This is a genomic window from Micromonospora sp. NPDC000316 (assembly GCF_042898885.1).
GTDB lineage: Bacteria > Actinomycetota > Actinomycetes > Mycobacteriales > Micromonosporaceae > Micromonospora.
In genome coordinates this window covers 121,154-144,682 of record NZ_JBIAZG010000009.1, presented here as the reverse complement: position 1 = coordinate 144,682, position 23,529 = coordinate 121,154, and the positions used below count along the sequence as shown (strand labels likewise).

The window sequence follows — 23,529 nt, the reverse complement described above, 5'->3', positions numbered from 1 at the left end:
GCACCCATCGATATCAATGCCTTTGCCCCACCCGACCCACCTTGTTCGGACGTTCACAGACGTGCACGGCGTGCCACCGCACTCGTACCTGACCGGCCGCCGGGTCGAACTGGTCCGTCGCCTGCTCCTGGCCGGGCAGCGACCTGCCGACGCCGCCGTCGCGGCCGGATTCTTCGACCAGGCGCATCTGACCCGCCACTTCCGGCGGTACCTGGGCGTCAGCCCGGCCCGCTACCTCGGCGGGCCGGTCACCGGGATCAGACGAGCTGGCCGCCGATGACGGCGAGCAGCCGCAGCTTCTCGTCGCTCTCCGAGCCGGGCACGGCGGTGAAGACCAGCAGCGTCTGGGACTGGTCGGGGTCCACCAGGGTCTGGCAGTGCAGCTCCAACGCCCCGACCTCCGGGTGCAGGAAGTGCTTCGACGGGCAGTAGCCGGTAGGCACGGGATGCTCCCGCCACAGCTGCGCGAACTCCGGGCTCCTGGCCAGCAGGTCGTCGACGAGGGCGGCCGCCCGCGAGCCGCGCCCGTCACGGGTGTACGACGCCCGCAGGTCCGCCACGAGCAGGCGGCTCCGCGTCCGGTGATCCTCCTCCGGGTGCAGCTGCCGCGCGGTCGGGTCGGTGAACCAGCGGTGGTGGGCGCTGCGCGCCAACCCGGCGTACCGGGTCTCGTCGCCGAGCAGGGCGACGGCCGGCGCGGTCTGCGCCAGGGTCTCGCCGAGGTGGTTCACCACCTGGGCCGGGGTGTCGTGCATCCGGTCGAGGATGCGCATCATCCCCGGGTTGACGTGGTCGGCCCGCACAGCCCGGTGGGGGATCGCGTGGCCGGCGATCTGGAACAGGTGGTCGCGCTCGGCCAGCGAGAGCCGCAGACCACGGGCCAGGGCGGCGAGCATCTGCTCCGACGGGTGCGGCCCCCGCTGCTGCTCCAACCGGCTGTAGTAGTCGGTGGACATCCCGCTCAACGTGGCGACTTCTTCGCGCCGCAGCCCACCGGTACGCCGACGCGGCCCCCGGGGCAGCCCCACGTCCTCGGGCTGGAGCGCCTCCCGTCGGGTGCGCAGGAAACTGGCCAGTTGGGCGCGGTCCACGGTGTCTCCGATTCACTCGTGCCGGCTGGGGCCGGACCGTTCACTGCAACAGGCGAGCCCGGGGACGGTGTTCCGCCTGCCCCAAGAGCGCGCTCCTGGGGCCTGAGGTCCTGCGGTCCTGCGGTCCTGCGGTCCTGCGGTCCTGCGGTCCCTGCGGGGCAGGCGTGGCCAGTGGGCAGGCGTCGGCAGGCCGAGATCAACACGGGTTCGCTGAAGTCGGGGTGTCGCAGCCGTGTTGACACCCCGACTTCATGGAACCCGAGTCGATCATCGCCGCGTTCCCGACCGGCGGGACGCTTGGACCGAATGCTGGACCGATCGGACCCGGCCGTGGCAGCGTCCCACGTTCGACGGCGGGACGGGGTCGCTGAGAACACGAACCCGGCCGACCGGGCGGTCAGCGCTGGATGGACTTGGTCTCCAGAAACTCCTCCAGGCCGAAGCGGCCGAATTCGCGGCCGTTGCCGGACTGCTTGTAGCCGCCGAATGGCGCGAGCGGGTTCCAGTGCCCGGCGTTCACGTCGACCTGGCCCACGCGCAGCCGCCGCGCCACGGCAAGGGCGTGCTCCGGCTCGCCGAAGACACCGCTGGTCAGGCCGTACAGGGTGCCGTTGGCGATGGCCACGGCCTCCTCCTCGTCGGCGTACGGGATGATCGTCAGCACCGGCCCGAAGATCTCCTCCTGAGCGATCGCGGAGGACGGGTCGACGTCGGCGAAGATCGTCGGCCGGACGTAGGCGCCGTTCGTCAGGCCCTCCGGCCGGTCGGGCCCGCCGAACACCAGCCGGGCGCCGTCGGCGCTGCCCCGCTCGATGTACCCGACTACCTTCTGCCGGTGGGCCTCGGAGGCCATCGGACCGATCCGGGTGGCCTCGTCGGTCGGGTCGCCGACTGTGTACTGCTTCGCCGCCTGGACGGCCAACTCGACGACCTCGTCCTGGCGGGAGGCGGGCACCAGCATCCTCGGCCACGCGCCGCAGACCTGACCGCCGTTGGCGAACGCCATCAGCACGCCTGTGGTGACCGCCGTCGGCAGGTCGGCGTCGTCCAGGATGATGTTCGCGCCCTTGCCGCCCAGCTCCAGCGCGACCCGCTTGACGGTCGCCGCGGCCACCGCTGAGATCCGCTGCCCGGCCCGGGTGGAGCCGGTGAAGGAAATCATGTCGATGTCCGGGTGGGCGGAGATCGCCTCGCCGACGACCGCCCCGGTGCCGTAGACGATGTTGAACACACCGGCCGGTACGCCGGCCTCGGCGGCCGCATCGGCGAGGAGCCGCGCGGTCAGCGGGGCGTTCTCGGACGGCTTGAAGACAATCGTGTTGCCGGCGAGCAGCGACGGCGCCAGCTTGGAGACGATCTGCTGCAACGGGAAGTTCCACGGTGTGATCGCACCGACCACACCGATCGGCTCACGGACGATCAGCGAGTTGCCGACCTCCTCGGTCCACGCGAAGCCCTCGGCCAGACCGGCAACCGACTCGACCACGGCGGCGGGGAAACCGACCTGGGCGGTCCGGGACATCCCGATCGGAGAGCCCATCTCGGCGGTGATCGCCTGGGCGATCTCCTCCGTGCGGGCGGCGAGGCCCGCGCCGAGGCGGCGCAGTACGTCCGCCCGGTGCTGCGGCGTGGTCGCCGCCCAGGCGGGGAAGGCTGCCCGGGCGACCGCGACGGCACTGTCGACGTCATCGGCGGTGCCGGCCGGGGTCTCGGCGACGACCTCGCCGGTGGCGGGGTTCACGACGGGAAGGGTGCCAGCGGAGCCGGCGACGGTCTTGCCACCGATCCAGTGGCCGGTGACGGCGTAGGTGGAAGTTGTCATGGACCGACCGTCGCACCGGCCCGGCACCCCAACCAGGTGCGCTCTATCCAGGGTCTCGCAGTCCTTGGCTGGGGCCCGGCCCGGTCAGAGCGCGAGGACGATGCGGCGGCGGCGGTGCCGGCGTCCTGGCGGGTCCCGGCGTCGGCAACCGGGTCGAACGCCTCCCGGCTCCCGCGACGTCGATGGGGAAGGTGCTGGCGGCCGCGCGAGGAGCACCTGCCGCGCCCGCCGCCGGCGACATCGGGCACGATTGAGCATTGACCGCCGCCGTCCCGGTCGTCACCGTTTGAGGGGTCCACCCTCCACACTGCCTCGCCGCGTGACGTGTGTCGCCCGCTGGCTGATCGACACGCCGACGATCGGCCGTAATCGGGCGGCCGAACGGTTTCGTCGCCGGTCGGCGTCCCGAAACCCAGCGGCGAACCGTCACAACTGGCGGTTAGTCTTCCTGCGCGCGTCGTCACCTCGGGACGTCGCGCTCCGCGCCTGGTAGGCGCGGCACCGCCGCCACCGCCGTCCAGACGCGTGCTCAACCGACCTCAGGAGAGTTTGTGACACAGCAATCCCTCGCGACATCGGACAAACTCGACGCCGCGGTGCTCAAGGTGGCGGGCGTCGTCGTCCTTGGCGCGATCATGTCGATCCTCGACGTGACGGTGGTCAGCGTCGCGCTACCCACATTCCAGAGCGAGTTCGACGCGTCCTACGCCCGCGTCGCGTGGACGATGACCGCTTACACACTGGCGCTCGCCACCGTGATCCCGCTCAGCGGGTGGGCGGCGGACCGATTCGGCACCAAGCGGCTCTACATGGTGGCGCTGGCCCTGTTCACGATCGGATCAGGGCTCTGCGCCACGGCCGACACGATCGGTGAGCTGATCGGCTACCGCGTCCTGCAGGGCCTCGGCGGCGGCATGCTCATGCCGCTGGGCATGACCATCATGACCCGCGCGGCGGGCCCGCACCGGATCGGCCGGCTGATGGCCGTCCTCGGCATCCCGATGCTGCTCGGCCCGATCACCGGCCCGATTCTCGGTGGCTGGCTCATCGACACCGCGAGCTGGCACTGGATCTTCCTGATCAACCTGCCGATCGGCGTCGTCGCGCTGATCTACGCGCAGATGGCGCTTCCGAAGGACGCTCCGGAGCCGTCGGAGTCGTTCGACTTCATCGGCATGCTCATGCTCTCGCCGGGTCTCGCCCTCTTCCTCTACGGCGTCTCGTCGCTGCCGGAGGCCGGCACGTTCAGCGAGACCAAGGTGTGGGCACCGATGCTCGTCGGCGGCGCGCTCGTGGTGGCGTTCGTGCTCTACTCGTTCAAGCCCCGTCACCCCCTGCTCGACCTGCGGCTGTTCAGCAACCGCAACCTCTCCATCGCGTCGATCACGCTGTTCGTGTTCATCATCGCGTTCATGGGTGCCGGCCTGCTGTTCCCGAGCTACTTCCTGCAGGTGCGCGGCGAGTCCACGCTGGCCGCCGGTCTGCTTATCGCTCCCCAGGGGATCGGCGCGATGCTCACCATGCCGATCGCCGGCACGCTCGCCGACCGGGTGCCGATCGGGCGTACGGTCCCGTTCGCGCTGGCGCTCATCGTCGTCGGGTTCTTCGGCTTCACCCAGGTCGACCCGCACACCTCGTACTGGCTGCTCGGCGGGTCGCTGTTCGTGATGGGCCTGGGCATGGGCGGCACGATGATGCCGATCATGACGTCGGCGCTGCGGACGTTGCAGGCTCAGGAGGTGGCGCGCGGCTCCACGCTTGTCAACATCCTCCAGCAGATCGGCGGGTCGGTCGGCGCCGCGGTCATGTCGGTGATCCTCACCAACGAGCTGAACGGCTCCCGGCCGATTCCCGGCATGGTCGACCCGAGCGGTAAGCCGGTCACCGAGGCCGGGTTGGCCATCGCCGCCCAGCAGCGGCCGGAACTGCTCCAGCAGATGCCTGTCGACCCGTCGATCATCGAGCGTGGGCTCGACTTCGCGGCCAAGTCGTTCGCGACCACGTTCTGGGTCGCGTTCGCGTTGGTCCTTGTCACGTTCATCCCCGCCGCCCTGTTGCCGCGCAGGCGTCAACGGGCCGAGCTCGACGGGCAGCAGGGGGAGCAGGTCAAGACCCCGGTCGTCATCCACTGAGCGCCCCGCCCGCCGCGCCCGGCACCCCTGCGGTGGCGAGCGCGGCGGGCGTGGGTCGACCTCAGCGCGGCGGGCCGTCGCCGGGCCCGTCCGGGTCCTCCACCACGGGGAACGCGGCTTCCTCCGCGCTGGCGGCACCAGCGCCGATCCCGGCGTCCCACGCCACCGGCTTCCTCACGGACGCCTTCGTCGTAGGCGACCAGGCGCGGCGCGTCAGCGCTCCAACAGCTCCACCACGGCTGCGGTGAACTCCGCGGGCTGCTCGATGTGCCCGAAGTGACCGCTGTTCTCCAGCAGCACGAGCCGTGAGTCCTTGAGTCCCGCGTGCAGTTGCTCGGCCCAGCGGGGGCCGCAGATGAAGTCGTACGCACCCACGATCACCACGACGGGCACAGTGATCTCGCCGAGCTTGTCGCGCACGTCGAAGGGCGTCGGGTCCTGCGCGCCCGCCGGTGCCGCCGAGATCCGCACGGCGGCCTGGAACGGGGTGAACTCGTCCCGCCGGCCCCAGAAGTCCGCGAAGTAGGCAGGCACTGCCGCGCGCAGCGCGGCGCCCAACGTCTCGTCGTCGGTGGCGGCGCCGATCTGCCCGAAGGCAGCCGGGATCGCCGCCGCCTCCGGCAGGTCCGGGTGCCGCTGCGGGTACGCGGCGAGAGCGTCCATCGCCTCGGCCCAGAACTCGGCGCCGGTGACGGGTGAGGTGTCGTACAGGGCGAGGCCGGCGACCCGGAGCGGGTGTGTCAGCGCGTACTGCTGGACGACGAAACCGCCGTGCGAGTGCCCGAGCAGGTACACCCGGGGTGCCCCGAGGTGCTCGACGACGGCGTCGAGGAACCGGACGTACGTGTCGAGGCGGTAGTCGTCGGCGTTGTCGAGCCGTCCCGAGGCGCCGGTGCCGACCGGCTCGACGTACACCATCGTGAAGTGCTCTTCGAGGCTCGGCGTCCGCAGGTAGGCCCATTCGATGCCGGGGCCGCCGGAGTGCGCCACGCACACCGGGCCGGTGCCGGCGACGTGGTAGGCCTGCCGCACCCCGTCGACGGTGAACGTGTGGGCGCCGGGTGCGAGGGCGCTGACGTCGTGGCTGATGGAACCCATGGACGATCTCCCGATCCGAGACCCGCGCGGCGCGTGCCGGCACGGCGACTGGTGAATGACGCACAGACCAGATGCGTCTGTCGACGGAAGAGTTCGCTCGGATGGAGAATTCTTTTCAGGCAGGCGCCGGCTGGCGGATCTCCCGAGCCGCGACGGGGTGGAAGAGGGTGAGTTGACGCACCCGTCCCTTGCGCAACATCTGCAACCACAGCGCCCCGGGTGGGCAGTGCTCCGGGTCGTCGGGCGGGCTGATCAGGTCGGTTTCCCAGATCAGCACGTCGCCGCTTGCCACGACGTTGCGCAGCCGCGTGCGTACTCCGGCGGCCAGGTCACTGGCCATGCCCGCGACTGCCAGCTCAGGGCCGCCGCGCGGGCCACCCGGCACGATCATCTCGGCGTTCGCCCACCAGCTCTCGCGGACCACCTTGTCGAAGTCGCCGTTCATCGCCAGGGTGACCACGTCGCGGCCCTCGCGCCACCGGGCGTCGTTCGACGCGGTGACATCGGCGTGTGCCGCCGTCGCCGCCGTTCGCAGACCGCCGGCGAGGGCACGGCGGGCGTGGTTGAGGCGGCTGCGGACGGTGCCGACCGGAACGCCGCAGACGGCCGCGATCTGCTCGTACGACGAGGCATCGCTGAAATACCGCAGCATGGTGACGAGCCGGTCGGTCGGGGACAACTGCCCGATGGCGTGCCACACCCAGTCGCGCATCGCGCCCCGGTCAAGTGCCTCCTCCGGGGTGGGTGTATCGGAGGGGCCGGCGAACCACTCCGGCTCGGCGACCGGGACCGGCCGGGCTCGGCGCAGCGTCGTCCGACTGTTGTTGCGGACGATGGCACGCAGCCACGGGCCGACGGCGTTCGGGTCGCGGACCTCGCCTACGCGCTGCAACGCCACCACCATGGCGTCCTGGACCGCGTCCTCGGCGTCCGGCCCGTATCCGAGGACGCTCAGCGCGACGGCCCGCATGGCGGCTTCGTGGCGGGCCAGTAGCGCACCGAGCGCCGCAGCGTCGCCTGCTTGCGCGAGCACCACAAGTTCTGCGTCACCCTGCGTCACGGTGATGTCCTCCTGCACGTCCCCAGGCACCCTATTGGTGGCGTTTTAGGCGATTTGCTCGGGCCGCGCCGCCCGTACCAGCCTACGGCGAGTGGTTGTGCCGCAGCCCGGGCCGGCGGAACCGGTCGGTAACTCACGCAGGTCCTCGCCTCCGACGCCTCGCTGACCGTGGGCACGGTGAGCGTCGGCCCGCACGCCTGAGGCCGTCCCCGTCGACCGCCTGAGTCAGGATGGGAGCCGTGGACATCCAACCGGTCGACTGCGCGCCTCGACAGACGTTCACCGGGGCGATCCTGCGGCAGCGCTGGGAGGACCTCACCTTCCTGCACTGGGCAGTGGCCCCGGAGGTGGTCGCGCCGCTGCTGCCCGCCGGCACCCGCCCGGACACTGTGGACGGCGTCAGCTACGTCGGCCTGATCGGCTTCCGGATGGTGGGGCTGGGCCTCGGTCGCGGGCCGGCTGTGCCGTACTTCGGCACGTTCTGGGAGACAAACGTCCGGCTCTACTCGGTCGACGACACCGGCCGGCGGGCTGTGGTGTTCCGCTCGCTGGACGCGTCCCGCCTCGTGCCGGTGCTTGTCGCCCGGGCGACGCTGCGTCTGCCGTACCTCTGGTCCTCGATGCGGTTGACCCGCGACGGTGACCGGCTCACCTACCGGTGCCGGCGGCGCTGGCCCGGCCCGGCGGGTACGACGAGCCGCATGGTGGTCCGGGTGGGGGAGCGGATCGCCGAGCCGACGCCGCTTGAGCACTTCGTCACCGCTCGCTGGGGGCTGTACACCCGCGCGTACGGGCGCACCCTGCACCTGCCGAACTGGCACCCGCAGTGGCCGCTGCACCGCGCCGAGCTGCTGTACCTGAACGACGAGCTGGTCACCGCCGCCGGGCTGCCGGCACCGGACGGGCCGCCGGTCAGCGTGCTGTATTCCCCAGGTGTCGGGGTGCGGTTCGGCCCGCCGACAGTCGCACGGCCTGGCTGACGACGGCCGGGTCGGGCTGGCCGCGGATCACTGTGACCCGCGACCAGCCGGGACCGGGCTGCGATGGTCAGTAGCGGCCGCCCTGGGGCGCGGGCAGGGCGTCGAGGTCGGTAAGCGCGTCCGCGCTGAGCCGCACCTCACCGGCCGCGCAGTTGTCCTCCAGGTACTTCGGCGTCTTCGTGCCGGGGATCGGAATGACCTGATCGCCCTGGGCGAGCACCCAGGCGAGGGCGACCTGCGCGGGGGTGACCCCGGCCTGGTCGGCGACCTCGCGGACCCGGGCCACGATGGCCAGGTTGGCGCGCAGCGCGTCCTGCTGGAAACGCGGCAGGCCACGGCGGAAGTCGTCGGCGGGCAGGTCGTCGAAGGACGTGAAGCGGCCGGTGAGGAAACCCCGACCCAGCGGCGAGAACGGCAGGAACGCGATGCCCTGCTGCTCGCAGTAGGGCAGCACCTCGGTCAACGGGTCACGGGTCCACAGCGACAGCTCGGACTGCACCGAAGCCACCGGGTGCACCGTCTGAGCCCGCACGATCTGCTCCACGGTCACCTCGGACAGCCCGATCTGCCGTGCCTTGCCCGCCGCGACGACCTCCGCCATCGCGCCCCAGGTCTCCTCGATGGGCACCTGCGGGTCGACGCGGTGCAGTTGGTAGAGGTCGACGTGGTCGGTGCCGAGCCGGCGCAGGCTGGCGTCGATGGACGCGCGGACGTGCTCCGGCCGGCCGTCGTTGCCGGTCTTCGGTGCCTCACCTGGGCCGGCGGCCGGAGTGGTCACCAGGCCGACCTTGGTGGCCAGGACGGCCCGCTCCCGGTGGCCGCCGGCGAGCGCCCGGCCGACAAGCTCCTCGTTGGTGTACGGCCCGTACACGTCGGACGTGTCGATGAGCGTGGCGCCCAGGTCCAGTGCCTGTCGGATCACGGCGATCGACGTGTCGTCGTCGCGGGGGCCGGTGATGTCGTAGCCGTGGCTCATGCCCATGCAGCCGAGACCGATGACGCCGACCTCGGGCCCCGCACTGCCAAGCGTGGTGGTTCGCATGCCCCTACGGTACGGCCGGCGCCTGGCCGTCGACTGAGAGCACGGCGACCGGCGGCTGCTCCGGCCGGGACAGCCCTCGCACCCCGCATAGAATCGATGACGGTCACTGCCTCTGGCGGGTGGTGTGCTTGTGGGCTACCGCGAAGGGCGGTGCGGGAGATGGGGCCGGACGAGCGGGAGCGACTCTTCGAGCAGGCACGGGAGCACTCGGCGCGGCAGGACACCTCGGTGGAGGCGGACCGGCTGTGGGTGCGGGTGATCGAGGCGTACCGGGAGGCCGTGCGCGGGCCGGGGCCGGTGGCCCGCCGCGACCAGCAGCAGTTGGCGCGGGCGCTGTGGAGGTACGGGATGCTGCTGTCCGCACGAGGCAGGGCCGCCGACGGGATGGCGCCCGGCGGTGAGGCGGTCGCCCTCTTCGAGCGGGTGAACGACGCGGTGGCCGCCGGCGGCGGGGACGTGACGGCGTCGCCCCGGGACGACGCCCTCGCCGAGTTGATCACCGCGCTGGTGGATCTGGCGGAGGTCTCGTACGCCGCCGGTCAGCCCGCCACGCGGATCGACCTGCTGGAGCGTGCTGTGGTGGTGGGTCTGACCGCGGTCGGGTCTCCACCGTCCGCCGGCCCGCGCACCAGGGAGGCGATGGGCGCCGCGTACCACAACCAGGCTGTCGCGTTGCTGCACCGGGCCGTCACGCGGCCCGCGCCGGGCGACAGCCTCCGCGAGGCGACGCTCGCCGCGTCGCGGGCCTGTGAACTGCGCCAGGCGTTGCTCGACCCACTGCGGCCGCTCGGCCTCTGGGAGTTGGCAAACACCTATGGGGTGTACGCGCAGTGCCTGGCGCTGATCCGCGACTTCGACCGGGCGGCGGTGGTGCTGGCGCTCGGCGATCGGCTTGTGGAGTCGCTGGGGTCGGCCGGTGAGCAGCCGGCCGAGAAGTTGCGGGCGGCGGCCGAGATGGTGGCCCGGGAGAAGGGGCCGTCGGTCGGTGCGGTCGGCCCGCGCCGCTGGGGCTGGCGGCGGCGCTGACCTCTCGGGCCAGCGGGGATCCGCGCCGTCGGTGCGGCCGAACGCGCCGACGCGCCCGTCACTTAGGCCTTGACCTAAGTGATGCGCGTCGGCATAGTTAGGCACATGGCTAAGCGTGTGGGCGAGGAGGGCAGCGCTCTCGACCATGTGTTCCACGCGTTGTCCGACCCCACCCGCCGCCAGGTCGTCGAGCGCCTCACCCACGGGCCAGCCACGACAAGTGACCTGGCTCGTCCGTTCGACATGGCGCTCCCGTCGTTCACCCAGCACCTGCACGTCCTCGAAAAGTCCGGTCTGGTGACGTCGGAGAAGAAGGGCCGGGTCCGCACCTACCGGCTCGCCCCCCAGTCACTGGAGAGCCTCGACACCTGGCTCGCCGCGCAACGCGCGCGGTGGACCCGACGCCTCGACCAACTCGACTCACTTCTCTACGACCTGAAGGAGCAACAGTGATGACCGTCTACACAGTGAACCCCGACCTCGATCTCGTCCTGGAGCGCACCGTCGACGTGGCGCCGGAGCTGGTCTGGCGGGCCTGGACCACGCCCGAGTTGCTCATGCAGTGGTTCACCCCGAAGCCCTGGTCGACAGTCGCCTGTGAGATCGACCTGCGGCCGGGCGGCAGGTTCGACACGACAATGCGCTCGCCCGAGGGCGAGGAATATCCGAGCAGCGGGTGCATCCTGGTGGCCGAGGAGCCTTCGACGCTGGTCTTCACCTCCGGCCTGGGGCCCGGTTTCCGCCCGCAGGTCGCCGAGGGCGGCTTCCCGTTCACCGCGGTGGTCCGGATCGAGCCGAACGGCGCGGGCACGAAGTACACGGCCATCGCGATTCACGCCGACGCGTCGGCGAGGAAGTCGCACGAGGAGATGGGCTTCCAGGAGGGATGGGGTGCGGCACTCGACCAGCTGGTCGATCTCATGAAGGCGCGCTGAGCGCCGACCACCCTGTCCCGGCGGCCGGGAGATCCGGCCGCGCCCTTGAATGCATAGCTGACGATCTATACCGTCGGCTCTGGCGCCGCCGCCCCGGCGCTCCGGTTGACCGGCGGGTGGACCAACTACCTGCACGGCCACGCGCCCTTCGTGGTGACGAACATGAGGTGACCCCGGCCGCAGACCCTGACCCCGCTGACCAGCCCGGAGAGAACGGGTGCGTCACCTTAACGCACCGGAAACACCCCCGATACCAGCCCTGGGAACGCTCGTCGGACAGTCGAGAGCACCGACACGCGAACCGGGGTGACCATGGCCGACAGCACCACGAACGCGCCGACGTACGACGGGCCGGTGGGCCGGTCCGGCAACGGCCGGACGCTGCCCACACCCCGAACCAGCCCGGTGCTGCCGCGGGACGACGACGATCCGGCGGATCTGGCCACCCTCGGTGTGGAGGAGGAGTTCCACGTCGTCGACCTGCACACCAGGGAGCTGGTGCCCCGCGCGGGGGAGCTGCTCGACAGGCTTCCGGCCACCTCGTTCACCGCCGAGTTGCACCGCAGTGTGGTGGAGACCAACACCGCTGTCTGCCGCACCCTGGACGAGATCCGCGCCGAGCTGACCCGGCTGCGGCAGACTGCCGTCCAGGTCGCCGACCGGGCCGGGCTGGGCATCGTGGCGGCCGGCACGGTGCCGCTGCGCGCCGACGGCGACCCGAGCGTCACCCCCACCTCCCGCTACCGGCGGATGCTCGACGAATACCAGATGCTCGCCCGGGAGCAGCTGATCTGCGGCGCGCAGGTGCACGTCGGGGTGTCCGACCGGGATCTCGCGGTGGCTGTCACCCGCCGGGTCCAGCCGTGGCTGCCGGTCCTGCTCGCCCTGTCCACAAGCTCGCCGTACTGGATGGGCCAGGACAGCGGCTACGCCAGCGTCCGGTCGCTTGTGTGGCAGCGCTGGCCCACCGCCGGCGACCCGGGCGAGGTCACAAGTGCGGCGGACCACGCGGCGCTTGTCGCCGAGCTGATCTCCTCCGAGACGATCACCGACCCCGCCATGATCTATTTCGATGTACGGCCGTCGGCGCACGTGCCCACCGTGGAGTTGCGGATCACCGACGCCAACTCCGACGTGGAGACGATCGTCCTGCTCACCGGCCTGTTCCGGGCGCTCGTCCGACGGGAGGTCGCCGCGCTGCGTGCCGGGGTCGAGCGCACAGGCGTACGACCACCGGTGCTGCGCGCCGCCGTGTGGCGGGCGGCCCGGTCCGGGCTGGAGGGTGACCTGCTCGACCTGCCCCGCTCGGCTCGGCCGGTGCCGGCCGCCGAGGCGGTCCGCCGCCTGGTGACCGACCTGCGTCCGCAGTTGGAGGCGACAGGGGACTGGGAGCAGGTAAGCGAGCTGACCGAGTACGCGCTGCGACGCGGCAGCTCCGCGGCACGGCAGCGGCGGGCGTACGAGCGGCGCGGCCGGCTTGCCGACGTGGTCGACCTGCTGCTCGACGAGACCCGAGGCCGGGCCCGGGAACCGCTGCTCGGGGCGTCGCCGCTGCCCGTCCTTCCCACGTACACCGACTCGTCCGACGAGGTCTTCGCTGCGGGCGGGCCGGAGCAGGCGTACCGACCGCTGCTGGCCGCCCTGCGCGGCCTCGGCGCCGACGGCCTGCGTCAACGCGAGATCGACCGCGACGAGGAGCAGCGGGCACGCGGGGTGACGTTCAGCGTGGCTGGCGAGGCGAGCACCCGGCTCTTCCCTGTCGACCTGGTGCCCCGTGTGGTGCCCGCCGACGACTGGCGGGCGCTGCGCACCGGCCTGGTGCAGCGCGCCCGCGCGCTCGACGCCTTCCTGCGCGACGTCTACGGCGAGCGGGCCGTGGTGGCCGACGGGGTGGTGCCGGCCTGGGTGGTGGAGTCCTCACCCGGGCTGCGTCCCACCGGCGCGCTCATGGGCCGACGCGGCACGCGCGTCCAGGTGTCCGGCACAGACCTGGTTCGCGACGCGGCCGGCGGCTGGTTCGTGCTGGAGGACAACCTGCGGGTGCCCTCGGGCCTCGGCTACGCGGTGCAGAACCGCCGGCTGACCCGGGCGGTGCTGCCGGAGTTGCCGGTGCCCGACGACCTGCTGCCCGCCGACGAGACCCCCGCGATGCTGCACCGGGCGCTTGTCGCCGCCGCGCCCGCCGGTGCCGACGACCCCGCCGTGGTGGTGCTCAGCAGCGGCCCCGGCGACCCGGCCTGGTTCGAGCATCGGCTGCTTGCCGACGAGATGGGCGTGCCACTGACCGGGAGCAGCGACCTGCTGGTGGAGGACGGCCGGGTGTGCCTGGTGCGCGAGGGCCGCCGCAGCCCGGTTGACGTGATCTACCTGCGGATGGACGAGGAGGCGCTGCTGCACGCGCCGGGCGCCGACGGGGTGCCGCTGGGCTGGCCGCTGCTCGCCGCGGTGCACGCCGGGCGGCTCACGCTCGCCAACGCGCTGGGCAACGGCGTCGGCGACGACAAGGCGCTGTACGCGTACGTGCCCCGGCTCATCGAGTACTACCTGGGGGAGAAGGCGCTCCTCGCGGACGTGCCGACGTACCTGTGCGGGCTGCCCGAGCAGCGCGCCGAGGTGTTGGGCCGGCTGGAGGAGTTGGTGCTCAAGCCGGTCGACGGGTACGGCGGCGACCGGGTGGTGATCGGTCCGCGCGCCGAGGCGGAGGAGTTGAACGCCGTCCGGGAGCAGATCCTCGCCGCGCCGCACCGGTGGATCGCCCAGGAGATGGTCGCGCTCACCACCCACCCGGTGTTCGACGGCACCGCCCTCGCCCCCCGGCACGTCGACCTGCGGGCGTTCGTCTTTCTCGGCGACACCGCCGAGGTCGCGCCGGTGGCGCTGACCCGTGTGGCACCGGCCGGCAGCATGATCGTCAACTCGTCGCGCGGCGGTGGGTCGAAGGACACCTGGCTGCTCGGGGGAGCCGAACAGATCCCGGCGTAACTCACGCTTGACCCAGATGTCATCGGGACGCAACCCGGTCCGCCAAACCTGGACCGGTCAGCGGCCCGAGCGACCGAGCCGATGAGAGGTGAGTGCCATGTGCGGTATCGGAGGCGAGTTCCGCCTCGACGGGGCGCCCCCGGACATGGCGGCCGTCGAGCGGATGCTCCCCGCCCTCGCCTCCCGGGGCCCGGACGGCGAAGGCCGGTGGCGGCACGGGCCGGCGGCGCTCGTGCACCGCCGGCTGCGCATCATCGACCTGTCCGACGCCGGCGCCCAACCGATGGTCGACTCCGAGCTGGGCCTGGCACTGGTCTTCAACGGCTGCATCTACAACTATCAGGAACTGCGCGACGAGCTGACCGCCGCCGGCTACGCCTTCCGATCCACCTCGGACACCGAGGTGATCCTCAAGGCGTACCACAGGTGGGGGACGGCGTGCGTCGAGCGGTTCTACGGGATGTTCGCCTTCGCCCTCGTCGAGCTGGCCACGTCCACGCTTGTGCTGGCCCGCGACCGGCTCGGCATCAAACCGCTCTATCTCGCCGAGACGCCGGGCCGGGTCCGCTTCGCCTCGACAGTGCCGGCGCTGCTGGCGGCCGGCGACGTGGACACCGACCTCGACCCGGTGGCGCTGCACCACTACATGAGCTTCCACTCGGTGGTGCCGCCGCCGCGCACCATCCTGGCCGGCGTCCGCAAACTGCCCCCGGCCACCGTACGCGTGATCACCAGCGACGGTCGCAGCACCGACACCGTCTACTGGCGGCCGGAGTTCACCCGCGCGGCCGCGCCGCCGATGTCCGCGGACGAGTGGCAGGAGCGGATCATGTCCGCGCTGCGCACCGCCGTACGTCGCCGGATGGTCGCCGACGTTCCGGTCGGCGTGCTGCTCTCCGGCGGCATCGACTCCAGCCTGATCGTCGCCCTGCTGGCCGAGCAGGGCCAGACGGGGCTTGCCACCTTCAGCATCGGGTTCGAGGCGAAGGCGGGGGAGAGCGGCGACGAGTTCCACTACTCCGACCTGGTGGCCCGTGAGTTCGGCACCGACCACCAGCAGATCCGCATCGGCGGCGAGCGGTTCGTGCCGGCCGTGCACGCGGCCATCGAGGCGATGAGCGAGCCGATGGTCAGCCACGACTGTGTGGCGTTCCACCTGCTCTCCGAGGAGGTGTCGCAGCGGATCACTGTGGTGCAGTCCGGGCAGGGTGCCGACGAGATCTTCGCCGGCTACGACTGGTACCCGCCGATGGCGAACGTGGCCCGCGAGGACGCCGTCGAGGCGTACGCCAGGGTGTTCTTCGATCGTCGCCACGACGCGCTCGCCGGGCAACTGGCTCCGGAGTGGATGCTCGACCACGACGCCAGCCTGGAGTTCGTCACCGCCCACTTCGGGGCACCGGGCGCGGACACCGCGCTCGACGCGGCGTTGCGCCAGGACAGCCTGGTGATGCTCGTCGACGACCCGGTCAAGCGGGTCGACAACATGACTATGGCGTGGGGGCTGGAGGCTCGGGTGCCGTTCCTCGACCACGAGGTGGTCGAGCTGGCCGCCGCCTGCCCACCGTCGTTGAAGCTGGCGCACGGCGGCAAGGGCGTGCTGAAGGCGGCGAGCCGGGGCATCGTCCCGGACGAGGTGATCGACCGCCCGAAGGGCTACTTCCCGGTGCCCGCGATCCGGCATCTCTCCGGCCCGCTGCTCGACGACGTCCGCGACGCGCTTACCGCGCGACCGGCACGCGAGCGGGGCCTGTTCCGCAAGGACTACCTGGAGGACTTGCTGGACGCCCCGAACTCCGGGCGGACCACGTTGGGTTCGAACGCGCTCTGGCAGCTCGGGCTGCTGGAGCTCTGGTTGCAGCGGATCGGGGTTTAGATGAGCGCACGGATCGAGGCGCCGCGCGCCACCCGACGGGGTCTCCCGACCGGTCACCGGCCGCCGCCGTCGCCACCGACCGGCGAGGACTTCGCCCCCGCGCCCTCCCCGGACGGCCGGCGGGTGGCATTCCTGTCCGACCGGGCCGGGACGCCAGGCGTCTGGGTCCGCGACGTGGACGCCACCGAGGCCGTCGCGGTGCCGACCGGCGACGAGCCGGTGCTGGCGGTGAGCTGGTCGCCGGACGGGCAGTGGCTGGCCTGCGTCGTCGCCCCCGGCGGAGCGCCCCGCACCGAACTGTGGGTGCTGAGCCCCGACGGTACGCGCCGCAGGCAGGTCGCCGGCTTCGGCCGCCACAGCGCGTCCCTGTCCGGCTGGCTGCCCGGCGGCGCGCTGATGGCGGTCACCGAAACCGCAGATCGGGGTACGGCACTGCTGATCGACGCGGGCACCGGGCAGCGGCGGGTGCTTGTCGAGGACGACCTGCTCACCTTGCTGGACGTCACAGCGGATGCCAGCGCCGCCCTGCTGCGTCGCGGCCCGCGCAACGCCCGCTGGTTGGAGCTGCTGGACGTGGCTACCGGCGACCGGGTGCGGCTGCTGCCGGACACCGGCCGGGGCAGCACCGACCAGGGCTGGTTCGGCCCCGACGGGACGAGCGTGCTGGCGCGTACCGACGCGTTCAGTGAACTTGCCGCGCTGGTGCGGGTCGACCTGACGCGGGATGAGCTGGTGCCGGTGCGGCTCGCCGGACGACCGGACGCCGAACTGGAGTACGTCGCCCTCAGCGCCGACCGGCGACGCGCCGCACTGCTGTGGAACACCTACGGCGGGCGCAGTGAGCTGAGCCTGCTCGACCTGGTCGGCGGCGTGCAGCGGGCCGTCGCCGCCCCGGGTGAGGTGCTCGACGGCGCGGTCTTCGCCGCCGGAGGTGACCTGCTCTGCCTCACCGCGCAGGGGCCGGTGCAGCCCCGGGAGGTCTGGTTGGTCGACACGGCGACAGCCGCGCCGCTTCCGCTGCGGCCGGACGCCGCCGCCACGCGCGCCGGCGGTGGTGGTGTCGCGCCGCAGTTGGTCGACCTGCGGGCCCGCGACGGGTTGCCGCTGTCCGGCTGGCTCTACCGGCCGCCCGGCCCGGGCCCGTGGCCGACGGCGATCAGCCTGCACGGCGGTCCGGAGGCGCAGGAGCGGCCCTGCTACAACCCGCTGTTCCAGGCCCTCGTCGCGCAGGGCGTCGCGGTCTTCGCGCCGAACGTGCGCGGCTCGTCCGGCTTCGGGCGTACCTTCGTCGCCGCCGACAACCTCGCCGGCCGGTACGGCGCGATCGCCGACGTGGCGGCGTGCGCGGACTTCCTGCTCGACAGCGGCGTGGCCCGGCCGGGTCAGCTGGCCTGCCTGGGTCGCTCCTACGGTGGCTACCTGGTCCTCGCGGTGCTTGTGAACTTCCCCGGGCTGTTCGCCGCCGGGGTCGCCGAGTGCGGCATCTCCGACTTCCGGACGTTCTTCGCCGGCACCGAGCCGTGGATCGCCGCCGCCGCCGTCAGCAAGTACGGCGACCCGGTGCGCGACGCCGACCTGCTGCGGGACCTGTCGCCGATGACCCACCTGGACCAGCTCGACGTGCCGGTGCTGCTCATCCACGGCGCCAACGACACGAACGTGCCGGCCGGCGAGTCGGCCCAGGTGGCGCAGGCCCTCGCCGCTCGCGGCGTCCCGCACGGGCATCTGGTCCTGGCCGGTGAGGGCCACGACTTCCTGGCCCGCGACAACGCCGAGACGGCCCGCGCGGCCACCACCGCCTGGCTGGCCCAGCACCTCGCCGCGACCGCCACCGCGACCGCGACCGCCACCGCCACCGTCACCGTCGTCGGCTGAGGCACCCCGGCGCCCCGGCGTGCCCGTGGCCGCGGCTGGCTGAGGCGTCGCGGCGTGCCCGTGGGCGCTGTTGGCCGAGGCGTTATCCTGCGCCGGTGGACGTCACGGCGCAGGGAGAGCGGCTGGCCGCGGACCTGGGCCGCTGGCTGGCCGAGCTGACATTCGTCGACCTGGACGCCGACGAGGTCACCACACGGGTCATCGACTCGGTGGCGCGCTGGGGGCAGGCGCAGGGTTGGCGGGTCTACCGGCGGGCGCCAAGCGTGCTGCCACTGCCGCCGCCCATGCAGGAGCGGCACTCCGTTCTCGACGTGGCGTGCGCCCGCCCGGACAGCCCGCCTGTCGTCGTGGAGGTCGACCGCACCGACCGGGCGCGGACGGTGCAGAAGCTGCGGGCCGAGGCGGACGCCGGGCGGGTCCCGATCTGGGTGCGCTGGGGTGTCGGACGCTTCACCGCACCGCCACCGCCGGTGCAGATGGTGACAGTCGAGGTGACCCGCCGTGCCGGGCCGGCGGGGCGCGGGCGGCTGCACAGCCGCACCGGCGACCGTCCCGCGCCAGCGCACTCTGTCGGCGGCGGCACGGCGGCCGAGCAGGCGTTGCCGATCCCGTTGACCGCTCCGGACACCGGCACCTGAGGCGGATCGTAGGCGGGGACGGCACAGTGCGGCACAGTCCCGGCTGTCACCAAACACGGCCGACACCCAGGAGGCCGTACGGCTGGCGAGGTCGGGCAGCTACCTGTCGTGTCCTTTGCTCTGCTTCAACCCACGCAACACGGCGCGTCCGCTATCCGGACGCCAGGTGTTGCGTCCGTTGAAGCAGAGCAAAGGACACGAACACACCCCCTGAGGGCCGCCACCGTCGTCGACGAACCCGTCGCTCGACGCGGTGACCGCCGCATGGCGTATGTGCTTCCCACGCGTCCCGCCGAAGTTGCCGGCCCCGGGGCATGGCGTGCGGGCGTCGCACCGGGTAGAAACGAGCTGAGAGAGCGCTCTCACAGCCCCGAGCCGCGCCGGAAGTCCGTCCGGCCAGCGGAGAGGACGAACCCGCATGACAACCCCGTCCCGTCGTACCCTCTTGCTCGCACTGCTGGTGACCGCCACCGTCACCATGACCAGCACCGCCGCCAGCGCCGGTCGCCCCACGCACGGCGCACCCGACTTCGGCCCCAACGTGACGATCTTCGACCCGGCCATGCCGGTCGGCGAGATCCAGCGGACCCTCGACGCGGCGCACGCCCGCCAGGTCGACAACGAGATGGGCACCGAGCGGCACGCCTACCTGTTCAAGCCGGGCACCTACGGCGCGGCCGGGCAGCCGTTGCAGGCCAAGGTCGGCTACTACACCGAGGTGTCCGGCCTGGGCGCCTCACCCACCGACGTCACAGTCAACGGCAAGCTGGAGGTCTACAACCGCTGCCTCGCCGACGGCGGCACCGGCAACTGCCTCGCGCTCGTCAACTTCTGGCGCACCCTGTCCAACCTGTCGCTCACCATCAACGCGGCCGGTCAGGACGACTGTCGGGCCACGGCAAACTTCTGGGCCGTGTCCCAGGCCGTGTCGATGCGCCGGCTCAACATCGACGGCGGCGGGCTGTCGCTGATGGACTACTGCACCGCCGGCCCGCAGTACGCCAGCGGCGGATTCATCGCCGACTCGCGGCTGCCGGCCACCACGAACGGATCCCAGCAGCAGTGGCTGACCCGCAACAGTGAGGTCGCCGGCTGGTCCAACGCCGTGTGGAACCAGGTCTTCGCAGGGGTCGAGGGCGCACCCGACGACGCCACGTTCCCCGACCCGCCGTACACCACACTCGACACCACTCCGCTGAGCCGGGAGAAGCCCTACCTGTACGTCGACGGCAAGGGCCGCTACAACGTGCGCGTGCCCGCGGCGCAGCGCGACAGCCGGGGTGTCTCCTGGGCCGACGGCATGACGCCGGGGCGGACCATCCCCATTGGTGACTTCTTCATCGCCAAGCCGTCCGACCCGGTGCGCGTCATCAACAGCCAACTGGCGCGCGGCAAGCACCTGCTGCTCACCCCCGGGGTGTACGGCATCGCCCGCAGCATCGAGATCCGCCGCGCCAACACGGTGGTGCTCGGTATCGGGCACGCCACGCTCACCGCCGTCAACGGGGCCGTCCCGCTGGACGTCGCCGGAGTCCCCGGCGTGATCGTCGCGGGCGTCACCATCGACGCCGGCCGCGTCGAGTCGCCGGTCCTGCTGCGGGTCGGCCGTCAGCACGGTCACAACGCCAGCAGCCGCACCAACCCGACCACGCTGTCCGACGTGTACTTCCGCGTCGGCGGCCCGCACATCGGCCGGACCAACACCGCGCTGGAGGTCAACAGCGACAACGTGCTCATCGACCACACCTGGGTCTGGCGCGGTGACCATGGCGTCGAGGGCTTCACCGAGGGCGTCAACGGTGACACCGACCGCTGGCGCACCAACACCGGTCGCTTCGGCGCGGTCATCAACGGCGACCACGTGACCGCCACCGGCCTGTTCGTGGAGCACTTCCAGCGCTACAACACCGTGTGGAACGGCGAGCACGGCACCACGATCCTCTACCAGAACGAGCTGCCGTACGACCCGCCGACGCAGGCCGACTGGATGAACGGCCGGGTCGAGGGGTGGGCCGGCTACAAGGTGGGCGACCGGGTGCGCCACCACACCCTGTACGGCGGTGGGGTCTACGTCTTCAACCAGAACAACCCGTCGATCCGCACCGAGAACGGCTTCGAGGTGCCGAAGAGGCCGGGCGTGAAGCTGCACCACATCATGACCGTCAACCTCAGCGCCGGCACGATCGACCACGTGGTCAACGGCGTCGGCGAGGCTGCCGACATGACGAAGGTCGGTGCCCCGGTCTACATCGTGGAGTACCCGACCCCGTGACGGGTCAGGCGTACCGAACGGGGGTCGGAGCCCGGTGTGGCTCCGGCCCCCGCCGCTTGTCCGATCGGCTCCTTCCGCCTTCCTGACCTCAAATTCCAATGCTCAGTCGAACTCTTGCGGGCCACCGTCGGGTGCTGCCACGATGACCGTCAATGCCTTCCGTCCCGAAGGAGTGGTCGTCATGGCGGTAACCCGCCGCAGGTTCGTCACGTCAGTGCTCGCGGGGTCCGCCCTCGCCGCCGCCTCCACCACCGAGTTGCTCAGCACACTCGCCAGCCCCGCGTACGCCGCCAGCCCTCCCGGGGACGTGGTCGGCAAGGTGACGGTCGGCTACCAGGGCTGGTTCAGCGCCCCCGGCGACTCGGCGCCCATCGGCGGCTGGTGGCACTGGAGCCGCGACCGGTTCCAGCCGCCCTCGCCCAGCAACACCACGATCGTGTCCTGGCCGGACATGCGCGAGTACACCCGCAGCTACACCACCGCGTACCCCAACCTCGGCAACGGCTCGCCGGCCACCCTCTTCTCCTCGTACGACCAGCAGACGGTGGACACCCACTTCCGCTGGATGCAGGAGTACGGCTGCGACACGGCCGCGTTGCAGCGGTTCAACCCGACGGGCGACGAGGGGCCGACCCGCGACGCGATGACCCAGAAGGTGCGCTCCGCCGCCGAGCGGTACGGCCGCAAGTTCTACATCATGTACGACGTCACCGACTGGTTGAGCATGCAGTCGGACATCAAGACCGACTGGACGACGAAGATGTCCGCGCACACCGCGTCCAGCGCGTACGCCCGACAGAACGGCAAGCCTGTTGTCTGCATCTGGGGCTTCGGCTTCAGCGAACCGAGCCGACCCTTCGCCCCCGGGCCCTGCCTGGAGGTCGTCAACTGGTTCAAGGCGCAGGGCTGCTACGTCATCGGTGGCGTGCCGACCTGGTGGCGGCAGGGGATCAACGACTCCCGCTCGGGCTTCCTCGACGTCTACCACGCGTTCAACGCCATCTCGCCCTGGATGGTCTACCGGACCGACACCCTGGAGGGGCTCGACTCGTACTACAACAACGTCAACGTCGGCGACATGGCCGACTGCGCGGCGCGCGGCATCGACTACCTGCCCTGCGTGATGCCCGGTGACCTCGCCGGGGGGCACCGCCGGCACGGCGACTTCTATTGGCGGCACATCTACAACATGGTCCGGCTCGGCTCGCAGGGCCTCTACGTGTCCATGTTCGACGAGTACAACGAGGGCAACCAGATCGCCAAGACGTCCGAGACGCAGGCCACCACCCCTGCCGGCGCGAACATCCGGGCGCTCGACGAGGACGGCGTGGCCTGCTCCTCCGACTACTACCTGCGGATCACCGCCGACGGCGGCCGGATGCTCAAGGGGCAGCTCGCGCTCACCGCCGTTCGCCCGACACCGCCGATGGTCGGCACGCCACCGCCAGCCAGCGGGAACCTCGCCGCCGGCCGCTCCACCTCGGCGAGCAGCCAGAACGGCCCCTTCGTGGCATCCAACGCGGTGGACTCCGACGCCGGCAGTTACTGGGAGAGCGGCGGTGGCTCGTTCCCGCACTGGTGGCAGGTCGACCTCGGCGTCAGCCACCAGGTCAACAAGCTGGTGCTCCGGTTGCCCGCCAGTTGGGGCGGGCGCACCCAGACCATCACCGTGCAGGGCAGCGTCGACGGCAGCTCCTTCTCGACAATCGCCGGGGCATCCGCGTTCACGTTCGACCCGGCGACCGGCAACACCGTCACCCGCACGCTGACGACCACCACGGCCCGCCACATCCGGCTGAGCATCGCCGGTAACACCGGCTGGCCGGCGGGCCAGCTCTCCCAGGTCGAGGTGTACGCCGCCAGCGGCACCACGGACAACCCGCCGTCCGCCCCGAGCGGCCTCACCGTGACCGGACGGACGTCGAGCAGCGTGTCCCTGGCCTGGACGGGATCCACCGACGACAACGGGGTGACCGGCTACCAGGTACGCCAGGGCGGCACGGTGGTCACCACGGTCACGGGCACCACGGCGACCGTGAGCGGGCTCAGCCCGTCCACCTCGTACACCTTCACGGTCACCGCGCGCGACGCCGCCGGCAACACCTCGGCGGCCTCGAACGCGGTAACCGTCACCACCGACGCGCCGGCCAACTCCGACCTCGCCCACGGACGATCCACAAGCGAGAGCAGCCACGTCCAGAGCTACGGGTCGGGCAACGTCGTCGACGGTGACGCGAACAGCTACTGGGAGAGCGCCAACAACGCGTTCCCGCAGTGGGTCCAGGTCGACCTGGGCGCGACGCGCACAGTCGGGCGGGTGGTGCTGAAGCTGCCGCCGTCATCGGCCTGGGCCACCCGGACGCAGACCCTCGCCGTGCAGGGCAGCACCGACGGGGGCACCTTCGGCACGCTCGTCGCGGCGGCCGGTCGCACCTTCAACCCGGCCACCGGCAACCAGGTGACGCTGACCTTCAGCGCCGCCCAGACCCGCTACGTGCGGATCGCCGTCACCGGCAACACCGGCTGGCCGGCTGGGCAACTCGCGGCACTGGAGGTGTACGCCAGCTGACCGGACGTAGGGCGGCCGCCGGACGCCGACCGGCGGCCGCCACCTCATCGAGCGGGCCAGCCGGATCGCTCCTTCAAACCGAAGCAGTCACTCGACGAACGTGCCATCCAGATTCATGCGCCCATCGGTCG

General features: G+C 71.7%; 18 protein-coding genes. 12 read left to right on the top strand and 6 right to left on the bottom strand.

Features of this window, described 5'->3' with window-relative positions; translation table 11 throughout:
• The first annotated feature begins 16 nt into the window (after positions 1 to 16).
• Positions 17 to 280: a helix-turn-helix transcriptional regulator gene (locus ACFY2Q_RS19240; protein ID WP_387131867.1), complete on the top strand. Its 264-nt coding sequence runs from the start codon at positions 17 to 19 to the stop codon at positions 278 to 280.
• On the opposite strand, the gene ACFY2Q_RS19235 is transcribed toward ACFY2Q_RS19240, so the two are convergent.
• Together ACFY2Q_RS19235 and ACFY2Q_RS19230 are read right to left on the bottom strand one after the other, a co-directional pair.
• A complete protein-coding gene (locus ACFY2Q_RS19235; protein WP_387131865.1) occupies positions 258 to 1,091 on the bottom strand; it encodes a helix-turn-helix transcriptional regulator in 834 nt (277 codons plus the stop codon). The two genes, ACFY2Q_RS19240 and ACFY2Q_RS19235, sit on opposite strands and share 23 nt — an antisense overlap.
• Positions 1,092 to 1,488: 397 nt before the next feature.
• Positions 1,489 to 2,913, bottom strand: coding sequence for an aldehyde dehydrogenase family protein (locus ACFY2Q_RS19230; protein ID WP_387131862.1), 1,425 nt, complete (start codon positions 2,911 to 2,913; stop codon positions 1,489 to 1,491).
• A gap of 551 nt (positions 2,914 to 3,464) precedes the next feature.
• Between ACFY2Q_RS19230 and ACFY2Q_RS19225 the strand changes: the two genes are divergently transcribed.
• A complete protein-coding gene (locus tag ACFY2Q_RS19225) occupies positions 3,465 to 5,045 on the top strand; it encodes a DHA2 family efflux MFS transporter permease subunit (RefSeq protein WP_387131860.1) in 1,581 nt (526 codons plus the stop codon).
• Positions 5,046 to 5,106: 61 nt separating this feature from the next.
• Here ACFY2Q_RS19225 and ACFY2Q_RS19220 read toward each other — a convergent pair whose 3' ends face one another.
• The 3 genes from ACFY2Q_RS19220 to ACFY2Q_RS19210 all read right to left on the bottom strand — a co-directional run bounded on the left by ACFY2Q_RS19220 (position 5,107) and on the right by ACFY2Q_RS19210 (position 7,203).
• A complete protein-coding gene (locus tag ACFY2Q_RS19220) occupies positions 5,107 to 5,223 on the bottom strand; it encodes a DUF5709 domain-containing protein (protein ID WP_387131857.1) in 117 nt (38 codons plus the stop codon).
• Between the two features lie 35 nt (positions 5,224 to 5,258).
• Positions 5,259 to 6,143, bottom strand: coding sequence for an alpha/beta fold hydrolase (locus tag ACFY2Q_RS19215; protein WP_387131854.1), 885 nt, complete (start codon positions 6,141 to 6,143; stop codon positions 5,259 to 5,261).
• Between the two features lie 115 nt (positions 6,144 to 6,258).
• Positions 6,259 to 7,203: an RNA polymerase sigma factor gene (locus ACFY2Q_RS19210; protein WP_387131852.1), complete on the bottom strand. Its 945-nt coding sequence runs from the start codon at positions 7,201 to 7,203 to the stop codon at positions 6,259 to 6,261.
• 239 nt (positions 7,204 to 7,442) lie between these two features.
• On the opposite strand from ACFY2Q_RS19210, the gene ACFY2Q_RS19205 reads away from it, so the two are divergent.
• Positions 7,443 to 8,183 carry a YqjF family protein gene (locus ACFY2Q_RS19205; RefSeq protein ID WP_387131850.1) on the top strand — a complete coding sequence of 247 codons (741 nt, stop codon included), beginning with the start codon at positions 7,443 to 7,445 and terminating at the stop codon, positions 8,181 to 8,183.
• Positions 8,184 to 8,250: 67 nt separating this feature from the next.
• On the opposite strand, the gene ACFY2Q_RS19200 is transcribed toward ACFY2Q_RS19205, so the two are convergent.
• Positions 8,251 to 9,225, bottom strand: a complete 975-nt coding sequence (locus ACFY2Q_RS19200) for an aldo/keto reductase (protein WP_387131847.1) — start codon at positions 9,223 to 9,225, stop codon at positions 8,251 to 8,253.
• Between the two features lie 159 nt (positions 9,226 to 9,384).
• Here ACFY2Q_RS19200 and ACFY2Q_RS19195 point away from each other — a divergent pair, with 159 nt between their 5' ends.
• The 9 genes from ACFY2Q_RS19195 to ACFY2Q_RS19155 all read left to right on the top strand — a co-directional run bounded on the left by ACFY2Q_RS19195 (position 9,385) and on the right by ACFY2Q_RS19155 (position 23,398).
• Positions 9,385 to 10,251: a hypothetical protein gene (locus ACFY2Q_RS19195; RefSeq protein ID WP_387131845.1), complete on the top strand. Its 867-nt coding sequence runs from the start codon at positions 9,385 to 9,387 to the stop codon at positions 10,249 to 10,251.
• A gap of 105 nt (positions 10,252 to 10,356) precedes the next feature.
• Positions 10,357 to 10,704 (top strand): ArsR/SmtB family transcription factor, encoded by a 348-nt coding sequence (locus ACFY2Q_RS19190; RefSeq protein ID WP_387131842.1) that lies wholly within the window; start codon positions 10,357 to 10,359, stop codon positions 10,702 to 10,704.
• Positions 10,704 to 11,186, top strand: coding sequence for an SRPBCC family protein (locus tag ACFY2Q_RS19185; RefSeq protein ID WP_387131840.1), 483 nt, complete (start codon positions 10,704 to 10,706; stop codon positions 11,184 to 11,186). The genes ACFY2Q_RS19190 and ACFY2Q_RS19185 overlap by 1 nt, the downstream gene beginning before the upstream one ends.
• Before the next feature lie 312 nt (positions 11,187 to 11,498).
• Positions 11,499 to 14,168: a glutamate--cysteine ligase gene (locus ACFY2Q_RS19180; RefSeq protein ID WP_387131838.1), complete on the top strand. Its 2,670-nt coding sequence runs from the start codon at positions 11,499 to 11,501 to the stop codon at positions 14,166 to 14,168.
• Positions 14,169 to 14,265: 97 nt separating this feature from the next.
• A complete protein-coding gene (locus ACFY2Q_RS19175; RefSeq protein ID WP_387131836.1) occupies positions 14,266 to 16,044 on the top strand; it encodes an N-acetylglutaminylglutamine amidotransferase in 1,779 nt (592 codons plus the stop codon).
• Positions 16,045 to 17,919, top strand: coding sequence for a S9 family peptidase (locus ACFY2Q_RS19170; protein WP_387131834.1), 1,875 nt, complete (start codon positions 16,045 to 16,047; stop codon positions 17,917 to 17,919).
• Positions 17,920 to 18,014: 95 nt separating this feature from the next.
• Positions 18,015 to 18,557: a hypothetical protein gene (locus tag ACFY2Q_RS19165; RefSeq protein ID WP_387131832.1), complete on the top strand. Its 543-nt coding sequence runs from the start codon at positions 18,015 to 18,017 to the stop codon at positions 18,555 to 18,557.
• Positions 18,558 to 18,975: 418 nt separating this feature from the next.
• Positions 18,976 to 20,829, top strand: coding sequence for an adenylyl cyclase (locus ACFY2Q_RS19160; RefSeq protein ID WP_387131829.1), 1,854 nt, complete (start codon positions 18,976 to 18,978; stop codon positions 20,827 to 20,829).
• A 181-nt stretch (positions 20,830 to 21,010) separates the two neighbouring features.
• Entirely contained in the window at positions 21,011 to 23,398 is a 2,388-nt protein-coding gene (locus tag ACFY2Q_RS19155; RefSeq protein ID WP_387131826.1) for a discoidin domain-containing protein, read from the top strand.
• The last annotated feature ends 131 nt before the right edge of the window (positions 23,399 to 23,529 follow it).

Excerpts from the sequence above, each read along its gene's own strand:
- ACFY2Q_RS19180 (WP_387131838.1), top strand. The coding sequence starts at position 11,499 with ATGGCCGACAGCACCACGAACGCGCCGACGTACGACGGGCCGGTGGGC.
- ACFY2Q_RS19215 (WP_387131854.1), bottom strand. The coding sequence starts at position 6,143 with ATGGGTTCCATCAGCCACGACGTCAGCGCCCTCGCACCCGGCGCCCAC.
- ACFY2Q_RS19240 (WP_387131867.1), top strand. The coding sequence starts at position 17 with ATGCCTTTGCCCCACCCGACCCACCTTGTTCGGACGTTCACAGACGTG.
- ACFY2Q_RS19160 (WP_387131829.1), top strand. The coding sequence starts at position 18,976 with ATGACAACCCCGTCCCGTCGTACCCTCTTGCTCGCACTGCTGGTGACC.
- ACFY2Q_RS19200 (WP_387131847.1), bottom strand. The coding sequence starts at position 9,225 with ATGCGAACCACCACGCTTGGCAGTGCGGGGCCCGAGGTCGGCGTCATC.
- ACFY2Q_RS19230 (WP_387131862.1), bottom strand. The coding sequence starts at position 2,913 with ATGACAACTTCCACCTACGCCGTCACCGGCCACTGGATCGGTGGCAAG.
- ACFY2Q_RS19175 (WP_387131836.1), top strand. The coding sequence starts at position 14,266 with ATGTGCGGTATCGGAGGCGAGTTCCGCCTCGACGGGGCGCCCCCGGAC.
- ACFY2Q_RS19155 (WP_387131826.1), top strand. The coding sequence starts at position 21,011 with ATGGCGGTAACCCGCCGCAGGTTCGTCACGTCAGTGCTCGCGGGGTCC.
- ACFY2Q_RS19190 (WP_387131842.1), top strand. The coding sequence starts at position 10,357 with ATGGCTAAGCGTGTGGGCGAGGAGGGCAGCGCTCTCGACCATGTGTTC.
- ACFY2Q_RS19170 (WP_387131834.1), top strand. The coding sequence starts at position 16,045 with ATGAGCGCACGGATCGAGGCGCCGCGCGCCACCCGACGGGGTCTCCCG.
- ACFY2Q_RS19185 (WP_387131840.1), top strand. The coding sequence starts at position 10,704 with ATGACCGTCTACACAGTGAACCCCGACCTCGATCTCGTCCTGGAGCGC.
- ACFY2Q_RS19195 (WP_387131845.1), top strand. The coding sequence starts at position 9,385 with ATGGGGCCGGACGAGCGGGAGCGACTCTTCGAGCAGGCACGGGAGCAC.